Annotated in this window: 17 protein-coding genes and 2 tRNA genes; 13 read left to right on the top strand and 6 right to left on the bottom strand. The window is 36.1% G+C overall.

Features of this window, described 5'->3' with window-relative positions:
• Positions 1–158: 158 nt before the first annotated feature.
• The 4 genes from ASG31_RS10685 to ASG31_RS10670 all read left to right on the top strand — a co-directional run bounded on the left by ASG31_RS10685 (position 159) and on the right by ASG31_RS10670 (position 5,879).
• Complete coding sequence (locus ASG31_RS10685; RefSeq protein ID WP_056031956.1) at positions 159–2,057, top strand: DNA topoisomerase IV subunit B; 1,899 nt, start codon at positions 159–161, stop codon at positions 2,055–2,057.
• Positions 2,058–2,084: 27 nt separating this feature from the next.
• Positions 2,085–2,564, top strand: coding sequence for a hypothetical protein (locus ASG31_RS10680; protein WP_056031951.1), 480 nt, complete (start codon positions 2,085–2,087; stop codon positions 2,562–2,564).
• A complete protein-coding gene (locus ASG31_RS10675; RefSeq protein WP_056031948.1) occupies positions 2,557–5,133 on the top strand; it encodes a DNA gyrase/topoisomerase IV subunit A in 2,577 nt (858 codons plus the stop codon). Before ASG31_RS10680 ends, ASG31_RS10675 begins: the two co-directional genes overlap by 8 nt.
• A gap of 83 nt (positions 5,134–5,216) precedes the next feature.
• Positions 5,217–5,879, top strand: coding sequence for a rhomboid family intramembrane serine protease (locus ASG31_RS10670; protein ID WP_056031945.1), 663 nt, complete (start codon positions 5,217–5,219; stop codon positions 5,877–5,879).
• Positions 5,880–5,973: 94 nt separating this feature from the next.
• On the opposite strand, the gene ASG31_RS10665 is transcribed toward ASG31_RS10670, so the two are convergent.
• The 5 genes from ASG31_RS10665 to ASG31_RS10645 form a co-directional block, all read right to left on the bottom strand.
• On the bottom strand, positions 5,974–8,472 hold the full coding sequence (locus ASG31_RS10665; RefSeq protein WP_056031942.1) for a T9SS type A sorting domain-containing protein: 2,499 nt from the start codon (positions 8,470–8,472) through the stop codon (positions 5,974–5,976).
• Between the two features lie 643 nt (positions 8,473–9,115).
• Positions 9,116–10,021 carry a peptide chain release factor N(5)-glutamine methyltransferase gene (gene prmC, locus ASG31_RS10660; protein ID WP_056031939.1) on the bottom strand — a complete coding sequence of 302 codons (906 nt, stop codon included), beginning with the start codon at positions 10,019–10,021 and terminating at the stop codon, positions 9,116–9,118.
• A gap of 5 nt (positions 10,022–10,026) precedes the next feature.
• The gene (locus ASG31_RS10655) at positions 10,027–11,865 is read right to left on the bottom strand and encodes a hypothetical protein (RefSeq protein ID WP_056031938.1); all 1,839 of its coding nucleotides are present in this window, start codon (positions 11,863–11,865) and stop codon (positions 10,027–10,029) included.
• Between the two features lie 4 nt (positions 11,866–11,869).
• On the bottom strand, positions 11,870–12,628 hold the full coding sequence (yaaA, locus tag ASG31_RS10650; RefSeq protein ID WP_056031935.1) for a peroxide stress protein YaaA: 759 nt from the start codon (positions 12,626–12,628) through the stop codon (positions 11,870–11,872).
• 53 nt (positions 12,629–12,681) lie between these two features.
• Positions 12,682–13,293: an L-threonylcarbamoyladenylate synthase gene (locus ASG31_RS10645; RefSeq protein ID WP_056031933.1), complete on the bottom strand. Its 612-nt coding sequence runs from the start codon at positions 13,291–13,293 to the stop codon at positions 12,682–12,684.
• 101 nt (positions 13,294–13,394) lie between these two features.
• Between ASG31_RS10645 and ASG31_RS10640 the strand changes: the two genes are divergently transcribed.
• From ASG31_RS10640 to ASG31_RS18240, 4 genes are all read left to right on the top strand, one after another.
• Positions 13,395–13,467, top strand: a tRNA-Met gene (locus ASG31_RS10640).
• A gap of 46 nt (positions 13,468–13,513) precedes the next feature.
• A tRNA-Met gene (locus ASG31_RS10635) sits at positions 13,514–13,586 on the top strand.
• Positions 13,587–13,807: 221 nt separating this feature from the next.
• Entirely contained in the window at positions 13,808–14,206 is a 399-nt protein-coding gene (locus ASG31_RS10630) for a hypothetical protein (RefSeq protein WP_056031929.1), read from the top strand.
• A gap of 251 nt (positions 14,207–14,457) precedes the next feature.
• Positions 14,458–14,790: a DUF2200 domain-containing protein gene (locus ASG31_RS18240; protein WP_231433759.1), complete on the top strand. Its 333-nt coding sequence runs from the start codon at positions 14,458–14,460 to the stop codon at positions 14,788–14,790.
• A 76-nt stretch (positions 14,791–14,866) separates the two neighbouring features.
• Here ASG31_RS18240 and ASG31_RS10625 read toward each other — a convergent pair whose 3' ends face one another.
• On the bottom strand, positions 14,867–15,436 hold the full coding sequence (locus tag ASG31_RS10625) for a hypothetical protein (protein WP_056031927.1): 570 nt from the start codon (positions 15,434–15,436) through the stop codon (positions 14,867–14,869).
• Positions 15,437–15,732: 296 nt separating this feature from the next.
• On the opposite strand from ASG31_RS10625, the gene ASG31_RS10620 reads away from it, so the two are divergent.
• The 5 genes from ASG31_RS10620 to ASG31_RS10600 all read left to right on the top strand — a co-directional run bounded on the left by ASG31_RS10620 (position 15,733) and on the right by ASG31_RS10600 (position 21,113).
• Positions 15,733–16,098: a BlaI/MecI/CopY family transcriptional regulator gene (locus tag ASG31_RS10620; protein ID WP_056031924.1), complete on the top strand. Its 366-nt coding sequence runs from the start codon at positions 15,733–15,735 to the stop codon at positions 16,096–16,098.
• 1 nt (position 16,099) lies between these two features.
• Positions 16,100–17,950, top strand: coding sequence for a M56 family metallopeptidase (locus tag ASG31_RS10615; RefSeq protein WP_056031921.1), 1,851 nt, complete (start codon positions 16,100–16,102; stop codon positions 17,948–17,950).
• An 11-nt stretch (positions 17,951–17,961) separates the two neighbouring features.
• Positions 17,962–18,861: a GLPGLI family protein gene (locus tag ASG31_RS10610; protein WP_056031919.1), complete on the top strand. Its 900-nt coding sequence runs from the start codon at positions 17,962–17,964 to the stop codon at positions 18,859–18,861.
• A gap of 278 nt (positions 18,862–19,139) precedes the next feature.
• Entirely contained in the window at positions 19,140–19,820 is a 681-nt protein-coding gene (locus tag ASG31_RS10605) for a response regulator transcription factor (protein ID WP_056031916.1), read from the top strand.
• 6 nt (positions 19,821–19,826) lie between these two features.
• Entirely contained in the window at positions 19,827–21,113 is a 1,287-nt protein-coding gene (locus ASG31_RS10600) for a sensor histidine kinase (RefSeq protein ID WP_056031913.1), read from the top strand.
• Positions 21,114–21,190: the final 77 nt, after the last annotated feature.

Here is a 21,190-nt window from a genome sequence, read left to right as displayed (position 1 = left end):
AAAATCACAGTATCTGCTCTAATGTTAAATTAGAGATTTTTATTTTTAATTCAGATGGTCACCGTTTACATTTTCTGAAAATCATTAAAATTAGTGAAGTAAAAATTCGGATTTTTTTATCCAATTGCGTATTTTTGTCTGTTTACAGAAATTTTACTATGTCGCAAAATATACATCCGAATTATGATGAAGGAAATATCCGAACCCTTGAGCCTAGAGAGCACGTAAGGCTTAGACCCGGTATGTACATTGGTAAGCTGGGAGACGGATCTTCGGTAGATGACGGAATTTATATTTTACTGAAAGAAGTTCTGGATAATTCCATCGACGAATTCAGAATGAAGGCGGGTAAAAGAATTGATGTTAAAATTAAAGATGGTACTGTAACAATCCGCGATTATGGCCGTGGGATTCCTCTGGGAAAAATTGTGGATGTGGTTTCTATCATGAACACCGGTGGAAAGTATGATGACGGCGCATTTAAAAAATCAATCGGTTTAAATGGTGTCGGCACAAAAGCGGTCAACTTTCTCTCTAATTATTTCAAAGTAAAATCTGTGCGGGAAGGCAAAATGAAGATTGCCGAATTCCGCGAAGGGCGTTTGGAAACTCTACATGACGAGGCAGAGACTTCGGAAAGGAACGGTACCGAAATTACTTTTATTCCTGATGACAGTATTTTTATAAACTTCAAATTCAGGAATGAATATGTAGAAAAAATGCTGAGAAATTATACCTATCTCAATTTAGGTCTGAAAATATATTTTAACGGGGAAGTTTTCGAATCTCAGAATGGTCTGAGAGATTTGCTTGAAGAGGAAATTGACGGCGAAATAGTATATCCTATTATCCACATTAAGGATGATGATATGGAGCTTGCGATTACGCATTCTGATAAATCTCAGTCTGAAACCTATTTTTCTTTCGTTAACGGACAGTACACTTCCCAGGGTGGTACGCACCTCAATGCTTTTAAGGAAGCTTACGTTAAGACAATCCGGGAATTTTTCAATAAAAACTTTGAGGCTACAGACATCAGAAAAGCCATTATTGGTGCGGTTTATATCAATGTGGGTAATCCTGTTTTTGAATCTCAGACTAAAACTAAGCTGGGTTCTGCTACCATGGGACAAGACAAAGATGGAAAGGAACTGGAAACGATTAAAACCTTCGTCATCAATTATCTCAAAAATAAACTGGATAATTATCTTCATAAAAATCCGGAAATTGCCGAAGCGCTGCAACGTAAAATCCTGATTTCAGAGAGAGAAAGGAAAGAACTTTCCGGCATTCAGAAACTCGCAAGAGAAAGAGCAAAAAAAGTGTCTCTTCATAATAAAAAACTTCGTGACTGCAGGCAGCATTACAGCGATCAGAAAGCTGAAAGAAAAGCAGAAACCCAGATATTCATTACCGAAGGAGATTCTGCATCAGGATCCATCACAAAATCACGGGATGTAGAAACACAGGCGGTTTTTTCGTTAAAAGGTAAACCTCTGAACTGCTATGGCCTGACCAAAAAAGTGGTTTACGAAAACGAAGAATTTAACCTCCTGCAGGCTGCTTTAAACATTGAAGAAAGTCTTGAAGACCTCAGATACAACCAGGTAATTATTGCTACTGATGCAGATGTAGACGGAATGCACATCAGACTGCTGATGATTACTTTTTTCCTCCAGTTTTTTCCTGATGTGATTAAAAACGGGCATCTGTACATCCTGCAGACACCACTTTTCAGAGTACGGAACAAGAAAGAAACAAGATATTGCTACACCGAACTTGAAAGAGTAAAAGCCCTGAGTGAACTGGGCAAAAATCCCGAAATTACAAGATTTAAAGGTTTGGGAGAAATTTCGCCTGATGAATTTAAAAACTTTATCGGAAAAGATATCCGCCTAGAACCCGTAGTGATAGGGAAAGACCAGACTATAGAACAGATTCTTGAGTTCTATATGGGCAAAAATACACCAGACAGACAGACTTTTATCCTGGAAAATCTTGTAGTGGAAGACGATTCTGAAATTGATAGAAAAGAAATCATATCTGAAGCAATATAAAAACAATAACACAAATTTTGAATTAAAATGAGACTCAGCAACAAACGAAAGCTTCCGCTGTATAATTTTATAAATACGGCACTCATAATGCTCCTTGTGATAGGGGTTTTGGCGTTTTTAGTAGAAGAAATGAGATTTCAGATTTTTGGTGCTGAAGCTTATCTTTTTATACTTATTCCCATGATTCTGTGCACCATATTTTATCTGAACGGAAGGCAGATTTTTGAATATGACAGCGATGGCGAAGCGCTCCATTTCAGAAACAGAAGTATTTTATCTTTTGTAAGCAAACCGCTGAGCGATGAATTTCCAAAATACAAACTGGTGGGCTATGAGACTTTTACATTTCTTTTTTTTAAAAGACTGTACGTCACCATCAACAGCAAGAGTGGTAGTACCATTTTAAAATACGAAATTTCTTATCTCTCGGGAAAAGAATTCAATGATTTGAAATTTTCACTCAATAAAGTGATCAAAAATAATAAGGAGAAAGTAAATAATGAATGAAGAACATTCTCACGAAAGTGAAAGCCTGAAGAAAGTTTCAGGTCTCTATAAAGACTGGTTTCTCGATTATGCATCGTACGTAATTTTAGACAGAGCAATACCCTCTGTTTTTGACGGTTTTAAGCCTGTTCAGCGGAGAATTATGCACTCCATGCGTGAGCTGGAAGACGGGCGTTACAATAAAGTGGCAAACATCGTAGGTAATACAATGAAATATCACCCCCACGGTGACGCTTCAATCACAGATGCAATGGTGGGGATAGGCCAGAGAGAACTTTTGATTGATACTCAGGGAAACTGGGGAAATATCTATACCGGAGATTCTGCCGCTGCAGCACGATATATTGAGGCAAGACTTACTCCGTTTGCCCTTGAAGTGGTATTTAATCCGAAAACGACTGTCTGGACGAAATCTTATGATGGCAGAAACAATGAGCCTGTTGATCTTCCGGTAAAGTTTCCGCTGCTTCTGGCACAGGGTGTTGAGGGGATTGGTGTAGGGCTTTCAACCAAAATTCTTCCTCATAACTTTAATGAACTTATTAATGCCTCAATTGCTCACCTGAAAGGGAAAAATTTTGAAATATATCCTGATTTTCTTACCGCTGGTTTTCTTGATGTTTCAGAATATAACGACGGCCACAGAGGCGGTAAAGTAAGAGCAAGAGCGAGAATTTCGCAAAGCGACAAAAATACGCTGGTTATTACAGAAATTCCTTTTTCTAAAAATACATCAGACCTTATTGATTCTATTCTGAAAGCCAATGAGAGAGGGAAGATAAAGATCAAAAAAATTGAAGACAATACTTCGGATAAAGTTGAAATTCTAATTCATCTTCACAATGATGTATCGCCAGACAAGATGATTGACGCGCTGTATGCATTTACAGATTGCCAGGTCACGATTTCTCCCAATGCCTGCGTGATTGTTGGCGATAAACCAATGTTCTTAAACGTTTCGGAGATTCTGCGGATGAATACCGATCACACGGTTTCTTTACTTAAAAAGGAACTCGAAATTGAACTTCATGAATTGCAAGAAAGCTGGCATTTTTCTTCTCTGGAAAGAATTTTTATAGAAAACAGAATCTATCACGATATTGAAGAGGTGAAAACCTGGGAGGATGTTATTAAAACCATCGATGAAGGATTAAAACCTCATACCGCACATCTCCTAAGACCTGTAACAGAAGAGGATATTTTAAGATTGACGGAAATCAGGATTAAAAGAATTTCAAGATTTGATTTAGATAAATTTAAAGAAAATATCGCTGCACTGGAAGGTAAAATTGAGCAGGTAAAATTCCATTTGGCAAACCTGATCCAGTACGCGGTTGATTATTATCTGAATATTCAGAAAAAATACGGAAAAGGAAGAGAAAGAAGAACCGAACTCAGGATTTTTGATACCATTGATGCCACAAAAGTAGCGGTTGCCAACGAAAAATTCTACGCCAATTTTGAAGAAGGTTTCATCGGAACTTCGCTTAAAAAAGATCAGTATCTGTTCGACTGCTCAGACATTGACGACATCATCACTTTCCGAAAAGACGGAAGGATGAAAGTGGTAAAAGTGGAACCAAAAACTTTTATAGGAAAAGATATTCTCCACGTCGCCGTCTGGAAAAAGAATGATAAACGCACAGTTTACAACATGATTTACCGTGAGGGCAGGGAAGGACCATACTATATGAAACGTTTTTCTGTGACTGGCGTTACAAGAAATACAGATTATCCTCTGGCTTCAGACAAAAAGTTTTCAGAAACACTTTATTTTTCGGCAAATCCAAACGGTGAAGCAGAAACTGTGAGTATTCTGCTAAAACCCAATCCAAGAATCAGAAAAAATAAAATGGATGTTGATTTTTCTGAACTGGCTATTAAAGGAAGGGATTCCAAAGGAAATTTGGTTACTAAATATTCCATCAAAAAAGTGGATTTAAAGGAAGAAGGAGTTTCTACATTAGCTCCGAGAAAAATCTGGTACGACGATACCGTGAGGAGACTCAATGCAGATGCACGCGGAACTTTTTTAGGAAATTTTAAAGGGGATGATAAAATTCTCACCATCAATACAAACGGTGAAGCAAAACTGGTTTCATTTGATCTGGGAAACCGCTTTGATGACGAATATCTGGTGCTCGAAAAATGGAAACCGGAACAACCCGTAACCTGCATTTACTACGATGGCGAAAAGGATATCTACTTCATCAAAAGATTTCTTTTTGAAAACAATAATCACTTACAGACCTTCATGCCTTCAGACCATCCGAAATCATTTATTGAAAATGTAATCGTAAGCAACGGTGCTACAGCAGAAATTATTTTCGCCAAAGACAAAGGAAAAGAACGTGAGCCTGAAATGATCAATATCGATGAATTTATTACAGTAAAAGGTATTAAAGCCATCGGAAATCAGTTCACTAAATTTAAAGTGAAAACAATCAATATCACCATTCCCGAGCCTGTAGAGGAAGAGCCTGAAGTGGATGAAGAGCCCGATTTTACGCCATCTCAGGACGATGAAGGCGGAACAATAGGTGATCTGTTTCAGGAAGGTGAAAGTTGATACTTTGTCAAAGTTTTATTTTCAGCACGGTTACTTTGACAAAGTTTTAGAAGCGGAATTTTGAAAGAACAAAAAAATCAAATATGAACATCATTATTTTAATCATAGCACTTACATGTATTGCGAGCTTTACCGCTCCCGCAGGATCCCCAAACTTTGAAAAATTCAAGTTTAATGTGGGAGCCATTAAATACAGTAAAGAATATATAAGATTGCTTTCAGCGGGCTTTTTGCATGCAGATTTTATCCATTTAGCTCTTAATATGTATGTTCTCTACATGTTTGGGCCATACGTTTTAGAAGCTTTCGGACTGATCGGTTTTCTCATCATTTATATAGGATCTATTTTGGTTGGAAATCTTTTTTCGCTGCTCATTTATAAAAATCAAGGTTGGTACTCAGCAATTGGAGCAAGTGGTGGTGTGGCCGGAATTATTTTCGCAGGAGTTTCTTTAAGTCCTGATGTTATAAAAATCGGAATTATATTTCTTCCTCCGGCACTCTCGCTGCCCGGCTATATTTTCGGATTTCTCTATTTTGGATACTCAGTATACAGCATGCTGAATCCCAGAATGAATGACAACATCGGTCACGCAGCTCATTTGGGCGGAGCTTTTTTCGGGCTTATATATTCAGTTGCAGTTTTCCCGCAACTGGCGATAGAAAACGCATTTTATCTTTTTGTGATGTCGATACCACTTTTATATCTGGCATTCGAAATATTTGTAAGAAAAAAAATCGGTTAGAATAAATTTTGAATTTAGTTTTGTGTAAATTCTGAAAACCTAAAAGCCATCTCGATTTTGAGATGGCTTTCACGTTTTAAAAAAGCAATGCTGATTACTTTTTAATTATTTTTTGGTTAAATATTCCTTCTTTCGTTTTGATCTGTAAGAAATATAGACCATTGCTGAGACTGCTCATGTCAACTTTAGTCGTATTCTCATTGACTGTTCTCAAAACCTGCCCTACAGAATTAGTAATGGTGATAGATTCTACAGGATTATTGTTCGGAGTAGAAACCGTAAGTATTAACGTAACAGGATTAGGGAATACTGTTAGTGTTTGCAGTTTACTTTCCTGCGTTGCCAAAGTTCCGGTTGTATTGAATACTGTTTTGATATAAAATAAATTGGCAACACTTCCTTTTGTGATGGTATGGGCTCCCGCTGCAATATTGTTGATGGTAATAATCCCGCCAGCCGCAGTGTAATTTACATTGTCAAACTTTACAGTTCCTGTAAATGTTGGATCCAATACCAAAGTTAAGCTTGATGTTTGCAGTGTGGTGTATGCTATTGACGTTGCAGATTCAAGTTTCAGACGTTTTGTAAGTGTAAGACCGTCATAAGTCGCAGAACCATCTGTAGAGTTCATATTTGCGGAAGTAAAAGTGTAGAATGAACTTGATGTATTTGAAGTGGTAAAATTATGAATTTCATTCCCCTGCGGTGTTCCGGGGTCTACCACAGAAATGCTTCCCGTTCCTGAGACTGGTGTTCCTGATGTTCCCACCGTATTTACAGTAAAAGTCACATCATCCGTAGGATTTCCTGAAACGGTGACAGTTTTCGCTGCAGTATCTTTTATAAAAATTACTCCCGAAGCAGGCAGTCCCGTAACAGTGACATCGGTTGCAGTACCGCCCCAGGTAAAGATCATTGATGCCATTGCCGTCCCTGTAATTACAGTCTGATCGTTGTTTGCCGGTATTGTCAATGTTTGAGAACTCGCTACCGGAGCGGCAATTCCCTGTACAGAAACCAACTGCGATGTATAGTTCTGTAATATTGCCATCAATCCTGTATTTACAGAAGAGTTTGTATCGTCAACCGAATTATTGAATGTCCAGCTGATGTCCCCACCAGAAACTCTACCTGAGTATTGCGTGGTTTTATCTCTACCAACAACAGGAGTATCAATTACCAGAGAATTGATGTACAAAGAAGTATTGGTATCAAAGTTATTATAAGTCGCACTTCCCTGTACTGCTGTAATGCTGCTTGGCACAACGTCATTTCTGTTGGTTGTAACATACGCATCAAACTGAGCTGATGCCGAAGAACTGTACGGAACAAAAGCAGTTTGACCAGTCATAAAATTGTTGTGAGCCTTGATCATTCCGCCATTTTCATTAGAAAAAGTTCCTGGTGCACCGCCTGCAATATCTGTCCCCTGTTTAGAAATCAACATAGGATATTTACAGTTTCTGAAGTAATTTCCTTCTACGAAAAGGGAAGAACCTAAAGTTGATCCCGCACCGTATTTGGAATTCCCGTCATAATAATTGTTGTAGATATGTGCAGAGAAATAGCGCACACGCGGATGTCTTGAGTCCGAATGATCAAACCAGTTGTGATGATAAGTGATGTACAGGTCTGTAGTTGTACCTTCACTTAAACCCAAAAGACAGCTTTTCCCGTTGTCCCAGAAGTGATTGTAGGAAAATGTTACATAAGATGATTTTTTAGAATCAAGAGCACCGTCACCTTTTGCCTGATCAGCATCAGATCCCGGAGCACCATAAAACAGGTCATTATTGTGAGCCCAGATGTAGGTATTATCCTGCTGAAGACTCAAATTATCACCTTCAGAAGCATCTGTCAGCATAAAACCTAAGTTACGAACCTCAATGTTGGTCGCAGATTTTATTCTGATTCCCCAACCGTTGACCAATGCATCAGATCCTACACCTTCGAATGTGATCGAACTGGCAGCTATCTTTTTGTTTTCAATCACAGCATCGCCGTTAAGAAGATAATTGGGATCAGTAACATTCCCAATGAGTCTGATGGCAAGTGGACGTGTATCCAAACCTTTTTTAAAGCCATCCAAAATCGTCTGTAATCCAACGCATGGATTTGCGTTTGCGCCTGTTACGTTTAATGAAATTGTGTTTTTTGTATCCTGAGTTACATACAAAACCACAGCATTGGCTTTCAGTGTTCCATCAAGATTGTAGGCTCCCGGAACTCTTCCGTTGCTGTGCGCAAAGCCTGATCTGTCATGAGCGGTAACCGTAATCGGGACTGAAACTGTTGCCGGGCCATCCACATTTCCTGTAACCGGTACAACTTTGAGCGTGTAAACACCAGGACTCAATCCCAACGCATCGGCTCTGAAGTATGTTCCATAATTACGAATCAGTTGCGTGTCAATGATTTTATCTGTAAAATTTCCGCCTGTGTAGTAAACCTTGTAGCTGTCAGCTCCGCTAACTGGTGTCCATTTGATGTACGCTGTTTCCATCCAGCCGGTTTCCTGTGTAATCGTGACGTTTTGTGCACTGATGTTTACAAAACCGAGAAATAATAATAAATAAAGTATATGTTTATTCATGGTTAGTAAGTTTTAATTTGTTTAAAATTAATTTTTATTTGCTGTATTGTAATCGATTGCACTAAATATATATATTAAAATAATATGAATTTAATTTCTTATTAAGATTTAATGAAATGAATTTTCTGCTGTCGATTTTATAATGTATGATTGTCCTCGATGTAAACAATATATCGAGACTATAATGCTTTAGAGTTACTTTTAAGATAATCTTTATGGAAAAAAATTAAGTAGATTTAATTTAATTATTCATAATTATAATTGACTTTTAGTGATGAATAATTTCGCAAGTCAATTAATGAATGTTAACTAAATATTACGCAAAATGTTAAGGAATTTATCAATTTTAAATGATTCTAAAATTTTATGTTAAATATCATGGTTTTATTTCGAGCTGAGATATTTATAGCTTCTTTTCTAAGCAATAATCAAGAGTAGAAAATGATCATGACAAATTATAGCAATGAAAATACAGTGAAGTTTTTGAATTTGCAGATGAGAGTAAATCAGAATTTATAATTGAAAAAGAATTGAATCATCTAAATATAAAAACATGTATTTAATGATTTTCTGGAACCAAAAATAATCTTAAATCATATTTCAGAAAAATAGGACAAATTGATTACAAACATAACTACAAGGTTTATCTAATTCCAAAAACAAACCGGTCATTTCCGCTCAGATCTTGAATCAGCTCAGAATGCGCTAAATTTTGATATAAATCTAAAGTTTCTTGACCCAGTTTCTGATTGATTTCAAGAAAAACCAAACCATTTTTATTCAAATATTTCTCACAGTCATCTGCGATTTTTCGATAAAAAATCAAAGCATCCTCAGTTGGAGCAAATAATGCCATTTTCGGCTCGAACTCTTTTACAGAAATGGCAATTTCATTATCTTCATCAAGCCCGATGTAGGGTGGATTTGAAATAATAACATCAAAATTTTCATCTAATTCCCACTTAAGGTAATCTGCATGAATGAATTTTATTTTCAAATCATGGAATTCCGCATTTCTCTTTGCCGTTTCCAGAGCTTTTTCAGAAAAATCGACAGAAGAAACCTCCGCGTCGGGAAAATGTTTCTTTAAAACCAAAGGAATGACGCCGCTGCCGGTTCCGATGTCGAGTATTTTGAGGGTTTGAGGGTTTGAGCGTTCGAGGGTTGTAAGGATTGAGGGTGGAATGCACTTCGTGTCAGGCTGACCTTGTCTAAGGCTTTGGATTCTGTGAATAGCAATTTCGAGTAATTCCTCAGTTTCAGGCCTTGGAATTAAAACGTTTTCATCCACAAAAAACTTCATTCCATAAAATTCGGCCTCGCCCAAAATCTGAAGATACGGTTTTCCGGTTTTTAATTCAGAAATGATATTTTCAAACTGAATCTGAATATCTTCCGAAACTTCTTGATCAGAAAACTGCCGCTGCTGAACTGCATTTAAATTTAAAATATCTTCTGAAAATATCTGAAAAATAAAACCGCTTTCAGATTCGGAATAGATCTCTGAAAGTTGCTGTATAAAATGTTTTTTTAAATCTGAAAATGTCATTTTTTCTAATAAAACATCTCTGTTTTTCTTGTTTTTAGTTCAATCCTGTTTTCACCGACAGAAAATTCATCCATCAGAGGCAACTGTATTTTTTTGCTGACTGTTTCTTTCCAGCGGCTTGTTTTCGGTTTGTCTACATTGTCACTGCAGTCTTCCGAACTGTGCTCAAACACGGCAATTCCCGTTGATAAATTGTAATCTAAAGAGTCAACGTAATCGCACGGCGAACCAAAATTTACGCTTGCACCAATGAGATACCAGTTTTGATTTTGAAATCTGTACCGATGGGTGTAACTCCATTTTTGCCTGCTTCCACCAAAATGACTTACAATTATTGTTTTATTTCTAATGCTGATTCCTTCAAACGGATTTCCCATCATTCCGCCGTGGGCTGTAGATAGTATGGGTTTGGTAGATTGATGCCACAAAGTCCAGTCTTCACCTGCTTTCTTAAAGATTACAAGTGCCTGTTCGAACCCCAAATCTCCTTCAACCGGAGTTTCATAAACGCAAACGGCTTCATCGCCGGCATCGTCATCTAAATTACCAAATTCTTTGGCTTTTAAAGTCCAGAATGCCGGAGTAAAATCTTCAATATTTTTGGCTTTTTTCAGATTAATCTGGCTTTCAAAATCGCCGTTTTTTACCGCGGTATCAAAATCTTCAATTTTCTTTTTCTTTCGAATTGCAATTTTAGGAATATTGTTTCGTATCGAATTTGCTATTTCAGGAAGTTCAGGTAATTTAAAATTTCTTTGAACAGTGGCAGAACTGTAGTATTTTATCTCACGATATTCGTAATCTATAAGTTTTTTTTCTGCATTAATTCCCAAATCCACATCTTTTCTGAAATGTTTTTTTGAGGTCCAGTTTCCCTGTTTATCGTATACGTATTCAAACGTATTTTCGCTCAGTGGATGCCCTGTATACTCTATACTTTGCTCAAAAACCAGGTTTTTGTGCTCATCATATTGTCGGGTTATTTTTGTAGACTTCTCAGTTCCTAAAAGATGATATTGCTGTTCGGTTTGGTTCTTATCATTGTCTGAATAAGAAAATTCGGTTTTATTTTCAAGACTGTTGTGATTCTGATACCAAATTTCTGATGTCAAACGACCGTTTTCATCGTATTCAAAGGTTACGTCACGATTTTCGACAATGTAATCTTTTATTTTAGTCGGTTGATATTTTCCGTTGATCCAACGGTATTCGTGAACTTTAGATTGGTAAAGAGGAGTTGTTTTAGTAAGTATCGGGAATTCAAATTCGTATTTTTCTTCGTTGGCTAAAGAATCATAACCGTAATCGACAATTTTCACAGTAGTTTTTTTCTCATCTGAAGAATAGTGATATTTGGTGTAGCCTTCAAAGATATTTTTCTTTCTCTGATCAGATGTATAATAAATTTCTTCATTTAGAAGTCCATCAGGATTATAGAAAAGCCATTTGTAAGAATTTCCATATTTACTTTCAGCAGTTTCTTTCAGAATCAACTCATTTTTATCATAATGAAATTTCTCAGTTATAAAAGTTTCAGAAGATTTGTACTGCCTGTACTTTTTCCTGCCATCCTGTAAATATTCTGTGTAGGTCTGCTTCGCATAAGGCAATCCGTTGAATCTGGCAGATATGATTTCTTTATTCTGGGGTTTTTTATATTCAGTTACAGAGAAAATATTTTTTGAAGTATATTTTATTGTGTCTTCGTAGGCACTGTTATAAGTATGATTGTCAAGAAATCCGTTGGTAGAAAGAATTTTCTTTTCCTGCGAACAGCAAACCATAAAACTCATTGTGAAAACAAGTTTTAGGGCAAATTGTGCTGGTGCATTCAGAGCTTTCATGATCTTATCTTACAAAAACCAGGTTACTGTCCGTAGATTTTTCCTCATCAATCCTGTAGCCTTCAAGATTGAAAGCTTTTACGTCATTCAGATTTTTAGCATTGGTTTCAGCACAAAATCTTACGACCAAACCTCTCGCGTGTTTCGTGTAAACAACAATAGTTTTTGGTTTTCCGTTTTTCAATTCATAAAAATCAAAATCGATAACCTGATGATTGAGTTTCTTTTTGTCAATCACTTTGAAGTACTCATTGCTCGCGAGATTGAGAATAATTTCATTCTTTTTTAATTCAGAATTCAGCTGTTCAGTCACTTTTTTTGTCCAGAACGAATAAAGATTTTTATACTCTTCAAATTCAAACGGTCGACCCATTTCAAGACGGTAAAGCATTACTTTATCTGAAGGTTTCAGCAAACCGTACAATCCGGAAAGAATTCTGTAATTTTTCTGAAGATAATCTACGGCTTTTTTATCTAAAGTTTTTGCATCCAGACCTCTGTAAACCTCGCCCGTAAAGGCAAACATCGCCGGGGCAGAATTTTTAGCCGTAGGTTTTGCTTTCCATTTTTGGTTTCTTTCCCAGTTTTCGTCGGCGAGTTTTGGTGAAATTTCCATTAAATCTGAAAGATATTTCGGCGTTTTCTCCTTTAAATATTTGTGAATATGTGCTGCATCTTCAATGAATTTTGGCGTGGTAGATCTCAAAAGGTCAGTTTTGCTTTCTACATTCATCAGTTTTGCAGGCGAAGTAATAAATTTCATAAAAAATAAAAATTGAATCTAAAAACCTTAAATATTGAACTTTAAACCTTGAACTAAATAATACCTTTCCCCTGACGGATAATTTCCGGTTCCCCCGAGGTGAGATCAACAATCGTAGATGCAACATTATCGCCATATCCGGAGTCAATCACAATGTCTACCAGATTGTCATATTTTTCAGCAATGAGTTCCGGATCGGTAGAATATTCAATAATCTCGTCGTCATCGTGAATGGAAGTGGAAGCAATTGGATGCCCCAGTTTCTCAACAATCAATTGTGGAATTGGATGATCGGGAACTCTGATCCCGATTGTTTTGTGGTTTTTATAAGCTAAGGGAAGACTTTTGTTGGCTTCCAGAATAAAGGTAAACGGCCCCGGAAGATGGCTTTTTAGAAATCTGAAAACCGAAGTATCAACCGGTCTCGTAAAATCTGAAAGATGACTCAGATCATTACAGATGATTGAGAATTTTGCTTTGTCGAGCTTCTGTTTTTTAATTTGGGCAAGTTTTTCCATTGCTTTGATGTCAAAAATATTGCATCCCAAAGCATAGATTGTATCAGACGGGTAGATGATGAGTCCGCCACTGTTAAGGGTTTTAATGACCTCGCTGATAAGGTTTTCCTGAGGATTATCGGGGTAAATTCTGAGTATTTTAGCCATAGAACAAAGATAGTAATATTAAAATTATTTCCCGTGAAATCCTTTATTTAAAAGAAATATTAGGAATTTTGAAATATTGTCGTATATTTGCAATCCAATATCGCGGGATGGAGCAGTAGGTAGCTCGTCGGGCTCATAACCCGAAGGTCATCGGTTCGAGTCCGGTTCCCGCTACTAAWTTAWTAYAATCGTTACAGTCGGTACGATTCAAAAGAAACACCGCGGGATGGAGCAGTAGGTAGCTCGTCGGGCTCATAACCCGAAGGTCATCGGTTCGAGTCCGGTTCCCGCTACTAGATTTTAAGGAGAATTACGAAAGTAGTTCTCTTTTTTTGTGCATTAATTAGAAAGGGATTAAAAAAATAGGTTAATTTTGTTTTTTCTGTAAAATATATTTACGATTTTCGGCTTTTCCGTTAAATTAATAATAAGAGTTTCAATACGTGTTGCAGTTTGGGCTTTTATTTGATAAACTGATCATTTAAAGATATCTTTTCATATTAAAACAAAATCTATGGACAACGCACAACAGACAAAAAAAGAAAAAATTGAAGCATTTATGAAAACGTGGTTTACGCGTTTTGATCAGCTTGACGAGAACAGTTACTTCACGCAGTATCTTTCTGAAGATGTAAAAATGAAGTTCCCGGGAAACGACGAATTTACAGGTCACGAAGGATTCAACAACTGGTTTACAGATTCTAAAAACAACATGCTGGGAAATACCAAACATCATGTTTCAGACATCAAAATAAATGAAACTTCTGAAAATGAATTTGATATTGCTTTCAAAGTGAGATATGTTGCACCGATGAAGCAGGCAAACATCGATATGGACGTAAAAGAAGACTGGAAAATGAAGTGGGATGACGAAAATGATCAGCCGGTTATCACTGAATATATCGTGAGTTAATTGACAAGACCATAAAATGGAAAATGAGAATCAGTTTTGGTTCTTATTTTTTTTTGCTTTAAACGCAAAAGGTAGAAAAGCTTTTTCGCGAAACGTAAAGCGTGGCAAAAGTTCATTTAAGCATACTTCCAATGATGAAAGAATTTCTGCATATTTTAAAGATCCAATTTTAAAGATCCAATTTTAAAATTATTTATTTTTGATTAAATGAAAATTGTAATATGAAATAAACTGAACAACATAACGAACGCATTGCCAATCTCACTTTTGCTTCTGTATACCCACATTACGTCGCCAAGTCGGAGAGTAAAGGGAGAACAAAAGAAGAACTTCATCAGATCATCGAATGGCTTACAGGATTTGATGATAAAAAACTACAGGAACTCATCGATGAAAAAATAAGTTTTAAAATTTTTTTTGAAAGAGCAAATCTGAACCCAAATGCAGACTGGATCACCGGAACTATCTGCGGTTACAAAATTCAGGAAATAAAAAATCCGCTGACGAAAAAAGTAAGATATTTAGATAAACTTATTGACGAGCTGGCAAAAGGCAGGAAGATGGAAAAGATTTTGAGACAGTAACCATTTCAAAAGTCTGCCGGCTGTCGTTCTGGAAATTGTCACAAAAAAATCCGCTTCGGGAAGCGGATTGATTTTTTTAGTTGACCAGAGTACTGAAAGGCTTTAATTTTAAATCATCTGATTTCAGACTTTCAAAATATCTTGTTTTTTCAACTCCTTTCATGTTGGCAGTAGCACCAGCAGCAGACGTAAAATCTTTATCAATTGTGGTAGCAATTTCTGTAGGTTTTAAATCTTTTTTCACTTCTTCATCATCAACGCCTAAAAAGCCATTCTTTTTAGTAAGATAAGAGATGAAATTATCATATTTTGTAAGAGTAGTTCTAAAATACTGCGTGTGATAATTTAAACATTTAGTAGCAACTTTCTTTTTCTTGTTCACGATGCAGCTTGCCAGATTTCCCTTATAAAGATCAAATTCCTGAGAAACGGCATTGTATTCCTGTCTTAAAGCTTCGGTTCCGTTTGTAAGAACAGTCTGATCACCTTGTTTCTCACTCGTTTTTTTCAAATATTCAATTACAACAGGCACAGTAGCTTCAATTTTTGACTTTGCTTCTGTAATCGATCCAAATACCGATGACTGCGCAAATGTGAAAGAAGATGTACACATTAAAATAACAGCCAGTATAGTATATCTTTTCATAAAATTTTTTTAGACCACTAAAATAAATATTTTTTCTTATTTTTTATCACTTCATCATCATTTTATTTAATAAACTTTAACAAGTTTTAAGAATTTAAAGCATCTTAATAATTATCAGTGAAGATTTATCAGTTCAATAAGTTATCAAATTGTGTTAAAATTTAAAATTTTATAATTGATAATCAATAAGTTGTATTTCTTTAAATCTTTATAACTATAAAAATAGTTGTACACTTTAATTTAATTTCTACATTTGTATAACTAATTAATTAGTGATACGCAACTGAATATTTATAATGAAAATACAGAACCTTACCAAAGCGGAAGAACAGATCATGCAATATCTCTGGAAAATAGAAAAAGGTTTCCTGAAAGATGTGCTGGATCTTTTTCCTGAACCGAAACCGCATACCAATACTGTCTCTACGATTTTAAAGGTTTTAAAAGACAAAGATTTTGTAGATTATAACGTGGTTGGCAGGCAGCACGAATATTTCGCTTTGATATCTAAAGAACAGTATTCCGGTAAAACGATGAAAAGTCTGGTGAAAAATTATTTTAAAGGTTCTTATAAAAATGCCGTTTCCTTTCTTGTAGAAGAGAGCGAAATGAGCGTAGAAGATCTGGAAATGCTTCTCAACGAACTTAAAAACAAAAGCTGATATGGAAAATCTCTTCATCTACCTTCTGAAAGTTTTACTGTGCTCTGGTGTAATGTATCTGTATTATCAGTTGTCTTTAAAAGACAAGACGTTTCATCACTACAACCGGTTTTATCTTTTGGCTGCCATGCTGATATCCCTCTTCCTGCCACTGCTAAAAGTTCAGGATTTTACCATCGAAGTGAGCGACCGTATTTATCTGCTGTTTGAGCAGATGCAAAGTTTTAAAACTCCAAAAAACAATAATAATGACCACATTTATTTTAGAATTATTTTTTCAGCTCTGGGTTTGGTTTCTCTCTTTTTTATAATTAAAATTCTCGCAGGGATTTTTAAAATAGAAAAACTAAAAAGCAGCTTCAGAAAAGAACAGATAAAAGGCATCAACTTTTATCAGACCGACCTTACAGACGCACCTTTTTCCTACTTCCGAAACCTGTTTTGGAAAGATTCCATCACCCTGGATTCTGATGTTGGGAAGCAGATTTTAAAGCACGAAATGGTGCATATAGAGCAGAAACACAGCATAGACAAAATTTTTGCTGAAGTGATTACTGCGATGTTTTGGTTCAATCCATTTTTTTACCTTATTAAAAAAGAAATCAGTTTAATACACGAATATCTTGCCGACAACAAGGCTGTTGAGAAGAAAGACACCAAAGCATTTGCGCAGATGCTCCTGGCCAGTCATTTTTCCGGGACGGCACTTCCGGCGGCGAGCCCTTTTCTTAATTCCAATCTCAAAAAAAGATTACAGATGTTACAAAAACCCAATACAAAATTCGGTTATGCCAGGAGAATAATGGCTTTGCCAATTGTTTTCACTGTTGCTTTCGCTTATCTTGTGAATGCTGAAAACAAACAAATCAAACAAAGCAATATTGAAATTGAAAAAGCAGTTTCAGAAATTACAAAAGACACCATTGTTCCGGAAAATAAGATAGTTATTAACGAAAAAATTGCTCCGCCAAGACTTAGAAAAGAGGTTAAGGCAAAAGAGGAATTGAAAGTACTCAGCTCAAAGATTGAAAAAGAATCTGAAAAATTAAAAGAGTTTAAGCCAGATTCTGAAGAGTTTAAAGCAAGTCTTAAAGAGATTGAAAAGCTTTCTAGAGAGATCAGCAAAACCGTCAACTCAAACGAATTCAGCCTGCATATTCCGAATATGGACAGTGAGAAGATGATGAAGTTATTTAATTCTGAAGGCTGGAAAAACGAGCTTGAACGTCTTAAAACAATGAACATCGAAATGCCGGATCTTTCAAAAATCGAAATAGACGGCGAAAAACTGAGTTTTCCTGAAGGTACCAATGTGAAAATTTACAGACATAATGGAAATACAATTGATTTTCCTAAAGGTTCAAAAGTAAAAATGTATAAAAACGGAGAAAATATAGATACAAGCTGGATGCCGGGAAGCGAAGCTTTCATTGAGAAAAAAGAAAGTCCAGAAAACGCCAAACGCAGAGCCAAACTTGAAAAAGAGGCTGCAAAACTGAATGCAAAAAGAGCTAAACTTGAAGGCGAACGTGCAAAAATTGAAGCAGAAAGAAGAATGCTGGATGGTAGAAACCCAATGGTAATAAGGTCTTCAAGAGTTATGGAAGCTCCTTTTCCTCCCATCAACGGTAGAGTGAGAGCCATGAGTTTTCCCAATGAGAGCATTTCTGTTTCGAAAGACAAAAGTTTATCTATTTCCGGTACTTCAGATGTGAAATTTTACCTGAATAACAAGGAGATTACAGAACTTGAATTTAAAAAATTAGATCCTCAAACTATTAAAAGTATAAATGTTACAAAAAACAATACCGACGGAAAAAGTTCAGGCAAAATATACGTTGAAACGAAATAATCCATTTTAAAATGAAAAAACTTCTAACTTCGGGCTTTATTCTGACATTGATATTTGCTCAGGCTCAGACCAACCGCTTTTTCTATGATTACAAATTTGTTTCTGACATCAATGATAAAGCGGATGTGAAAACTGAAATGATGATTCTTGATATAGATTCAAAAGGATCTTCTTACTACAGCCATGCCGCATTTGTTGCAGATTCTACGATGAAGGCAGATATTGAAAAGCAAATCCAGATGACGCCGGGAAGTATTAATATTAAACGAAGCGACAAACCTGGTCAGGTTTCTTTTAAAGTAACAAAATCCTACCCGGATTTTAAAACTTCACTATTCCGCAAAGTATCCAGTGATCAGTATAAAATTGCTGAAGATTCTAAACCGGAATGGAAAATTTCTGACGAAAAACAGAAAATTGGTGAGTACACCGCTCAAAAGGCAACCACCAGTTTTGGCGGAAGAGAATGGACGGCCTGGTTCACGCAGGACATACCTTTTCAGGATGGACCGTACAAATTTTACGGTTTGCCTGGTCTGATTGTAAAGATAGAAGACAGCACCGGAACGCATGTGATGACTTTGGTAGGAAATAAAAAAATTAATACATCAACGCAGGACAAAGAAATAAATCTTCCCGGTGATATGCGCGTTTACGGGATGGGCGGAAAAGATATTGAAGTTTCTGAAGACCAGTTCAGAAAAGTATGGAAGGCTTATACAAATGATCCCACCAAAAATATGCGTGAAATGATGCTTAAAAATACTGAGAATAACCGTGTAGTTTTCAAAACAAAAACCGCAGACGGCAGGGAAATCTCAGATCCTAACCAGGTTTTCAGAGAAATGGAAAAGAAAGCCAAAGAAGGTTTTAAAAAGAACAATAATCCCATAGAACCGGATTTGCAGTGACAGTGTAGAAATTTTATGTTAAAATGCAATTTTAAAAGTTATTCTCAAAATTGGTAAGACTTCAAGACTTATTAAATATCGGGAATGACTTTTTTGCTTTTTTATCCATTCGGAAATTAACCGTGGATTGTAATTAATTTTAATGAATAATTTGATCCCTGCTCATATCAGCCGAAAATTTTTAAAATCACAAAAATGCCTGATTACTTTTATTTTGAAAAACAGAAAGTGCAGAAAAAATTCAGAAAAATTCAGAAATGATTGGTTAAATTAGCAATATGAAAATCCTGATTATTGAAGACGAAGAAGAGCTGTCAAAAAGTATTGCAGAATATCTTTCGGAGCAGCATTACCTCTGTGAATCTGCTTCAACATTTCAGGAAGCTGTGAATAAAACTGAGGTCTTCCACTACGACTGCATATTGCTGGATATCACTTTGCCGGACGGAAACGGATTAAAAATTCTGGAAGAACTTAAAAAACAGAAAAAGCAGGACGGCGTAATTATTATATCGGCAAAAAATGCTCTGGACGATAAAATAAAAGGTCTGGAAATAGGTGCAGACGATTATCTTACAAAACCTTTTCACCTTTCTGAGCTGGCTGCGAGAATATATTCCATCATCAGAAGAAAACAGTTCAGCAGTACCAATGTAGTGGCTCAGAACGAACTTCAGATTGATCTTTTGGCAAAAACGGTTTCGGTTAATAACAGTTTGATTGCTTTAACCAGGAAAGAATTTGATTTACTGGTGTACTTCGTAGGTAATAAAAACCGTGTAATATCAAAAAGTACTTTGGCAGAGCATCTTTCGGGAGATTTTGCAGATATGCTGGAAAACCATGATTTTGTTTACGCACACGTGAAAAATTTAAAGAAAAAACTGTACGATGCGGGATGTGATCATTATCTGAAAACAGTGTATGGAACGGGTTATAAATGGGAGAGTCAACAGTAAAGTGTAATGAAGCCCTTATTAAGCAAAACCACAAGACCTTTCCTAATTTTTGTATTGATTGTGCTCACAATCAGTATTCCTGTTTATTATTTTGTGGTGGATATCATCTGGCAGGACGAACTGGATGAGCATAACCAAATTGTAGCCGAAAAAACTTCTTATGAATTTAACCGGATGTCTATTTCCTCCCAGGAAATGCATCGGAACATTGCACTCTGGAACCAGATACAGCCAGGAACCAATATTCAAAAACTCAGTGGCAGCAAACATCAGCAGACTAAAATCTACACTACCGAAAAGTACAAGCCATTTTCCTCAGATACCAAAATTGAGCGTTACCGCTGCCTGGAAAAAGTGATTTATATCAAAAATGTGCCGTATCTTTTTACGATAGAGACCAATATTGAAGAGATTGAAGGAACTGTAACCATCATCGGATTAATCACCTTATTCTTCTTTCTCCTAATTGTGAGCGGTTTGTTCGTATTAAACACAAAACTCTCAAAATCAATCTGGCAGCCCTTCCGTCAAACTTTGGATCAGCTTAAAAATTTTAACCTCAATAATCATTCAGAGATTGAGTTTAAGCCTTCAGACACCACAGAATTTCAGGAACTGAATGATTCTCTGCAAAAACTGATAGCCCAAAACGTATCTGTTTACAAAACACAGAAAGAATTTACAGAAAATGCTTCCCATGAATTGCAGACGCCTCTGGCCATCCTTAAAAATAAACTTGATATTCTTCTGCAGAATTCAGATTTAACAGAAAAACAGTATAATATCGCTGAAGATATGTACAAAGCGCTTTCCCGAAGTGCGAGAATCAACCAAAACCTCCTGCTTCTTGCCAAGATTGAAAACAGCCAGTTTGACTACTCAGAAAGTTTTTACTTTGATGAGCTTACAAAAAATATTGTAGAAAATCTCGACGAACATTTCCATCAAAAAGATATTACCTTACAGATCAATGTTATAGAAAAAACAAGGGTTAAAGGAAATAAAATTCTTGCAGAAATTTTAATTAATAATTTGATTTTAAATGCAATAAGACATACAGAGCCTAAAGGCCGAATTACTGTTGTATTAGAAAATTCTGTTTTTTCTGTTATGAATTCCGGCTCCCAAAAGCTTGATGAAAATCTTTTATTTAAAAGGTTCTCAAAAATTTCTTCTGCAAACAGCGGGACAGGTCTTGGGCTTGCGATTATTAAAGAAATAGCAAAATCCCAGAACTGGAATGCAGAATATCGTTTTTCGGATCAAAATCACTGTTTTTCTGTAAGGTTGTAGCTCAAAAAAATTCACATCACGTTTACAGTTCAGAATTTCTTCTAAATTGAAGTGTAATCTTGTCGTCTCAAATAATT

The organism is Chryseobacterium sp. Leaf404 (assembly GCF_001424145.1).
Taxonomy (GTDB): domain Bacteria; phylum Bacteroidota; class Bacteroidia; order Flavobacteriales; family Weeksellaceae; genus Chryseobacterium.
This window is presented reverse-complemented; position numbering and strand designations above follow the sequence as displayed.

Bases quoted from the DNA above. Each gene is read 5' to 3' on its own strand.
- ASG31_RS10665 (WP_056031942.1), bottom strand. From the start codon at position 8,472: ATGAATAAACATATACTTTATTTATTATTATTTCTCGGTTTTGTAAAC.
- ASG31_RS10645 (WP_056031933.1), bottom strand. From the start codon at position 13,293: ATGGCTAAAATACTCAGAATTTACCCCGATAATCCTCAGGAAAACCTT.
- ASG31_RS10675 (WP_056031948.1), top strand. From the start codon at position 2,557: ATGAATGAAGAACATTCTCACGAAAGTGAAAGCCTGAAGAAAGTTTCA.
- ASG31_RS10680 (WP_056031951.1), top strand. From the start codon at position 2,085: ATGAGACTCAGCAACAAACGAAAGCTTCCGCTGTATAATTTTATAAAT.
- ASG31_RS10625 (WP_056031927.1), bottom strand. From the start codon at position 15,436: ATGAAAAGATATACTATACTGGCTGTTATTTTAATGTGTACATCTTCT.
- ASG31_RS10610 (WP_056031919.1), top strand. From the start codon at position 17,962: ATGAAAAAACTTCTAACTTCGGGCTTTATTCTGACATTGATATTTGCT.
- yaaA (WP_056031935.1), bottom strand. From the start codon at position 12,628: ATGAAATTTATTACTTCGCCTGCAAAACTGATGAATGTAGAAAGCAAA.
- ASG31_RS10655 (WP_056031938.1), bottom strand. From the start codon at position 11,865: ATGAAAGCTCTGAATGCACCAGCACAATTTGCCCTAAAACTTGTTTTC.
- ASG31_RS10620 (WP_056031924.1), top strand. From the start codon at position 15,733: ATGAAAATACAGAACCTTACCAAAGCGGAAGAACAGATCATGCAATAT.
- ASG31_RS10630 (WP_056031929.1), top strand. From the start codon at position 13,808: ATGGACAACGCACAACAGACAAAAAAAGAAAAAATTGAAGCATTTATG.
- prmC (WP_056031939.1), bottom strand. From the start codon at position 10,021: ATGACATTTTCAGATTTAAAAAAACATTTTATACAGCAACTTTCAGAG.
- ASG31_RS10605 (WP_056031916.1), top strand. From the start codon at position 19,140: ATGAAAATCCTGATTATTGAAGACGAAGAAGAGCTGTCAAAAAGTATT.
- ASG31_RS10685 (WP_056031956.1), top strand. From the start codon at position 159: ATGTCGCAAAATATACATCCGAATTATGATGAAGGAAATATCCGAACC.
- ASG31_RS10600 (WP_056031913.1), top strand. From the start codon at position 19,827: ATGAAGCCCTTATTAAGCAAAACCACAAGACCTTTCCTAATTTTTGTA.
- ASG31_RS10615 (WP_056031921.1), top strand. From the start codon at position 16,100: ATGGAAAATCTCTTCATCTACCTTCTGAAAGTTTTACTGTGCTCTGGT.
- ASG31_RS10670 (WP_056031945.1), top strand. From the start codon at position 5,217: ATGAACATCATTATTTTAATCATAGCACTTACATGTATTGCGAGCTTT.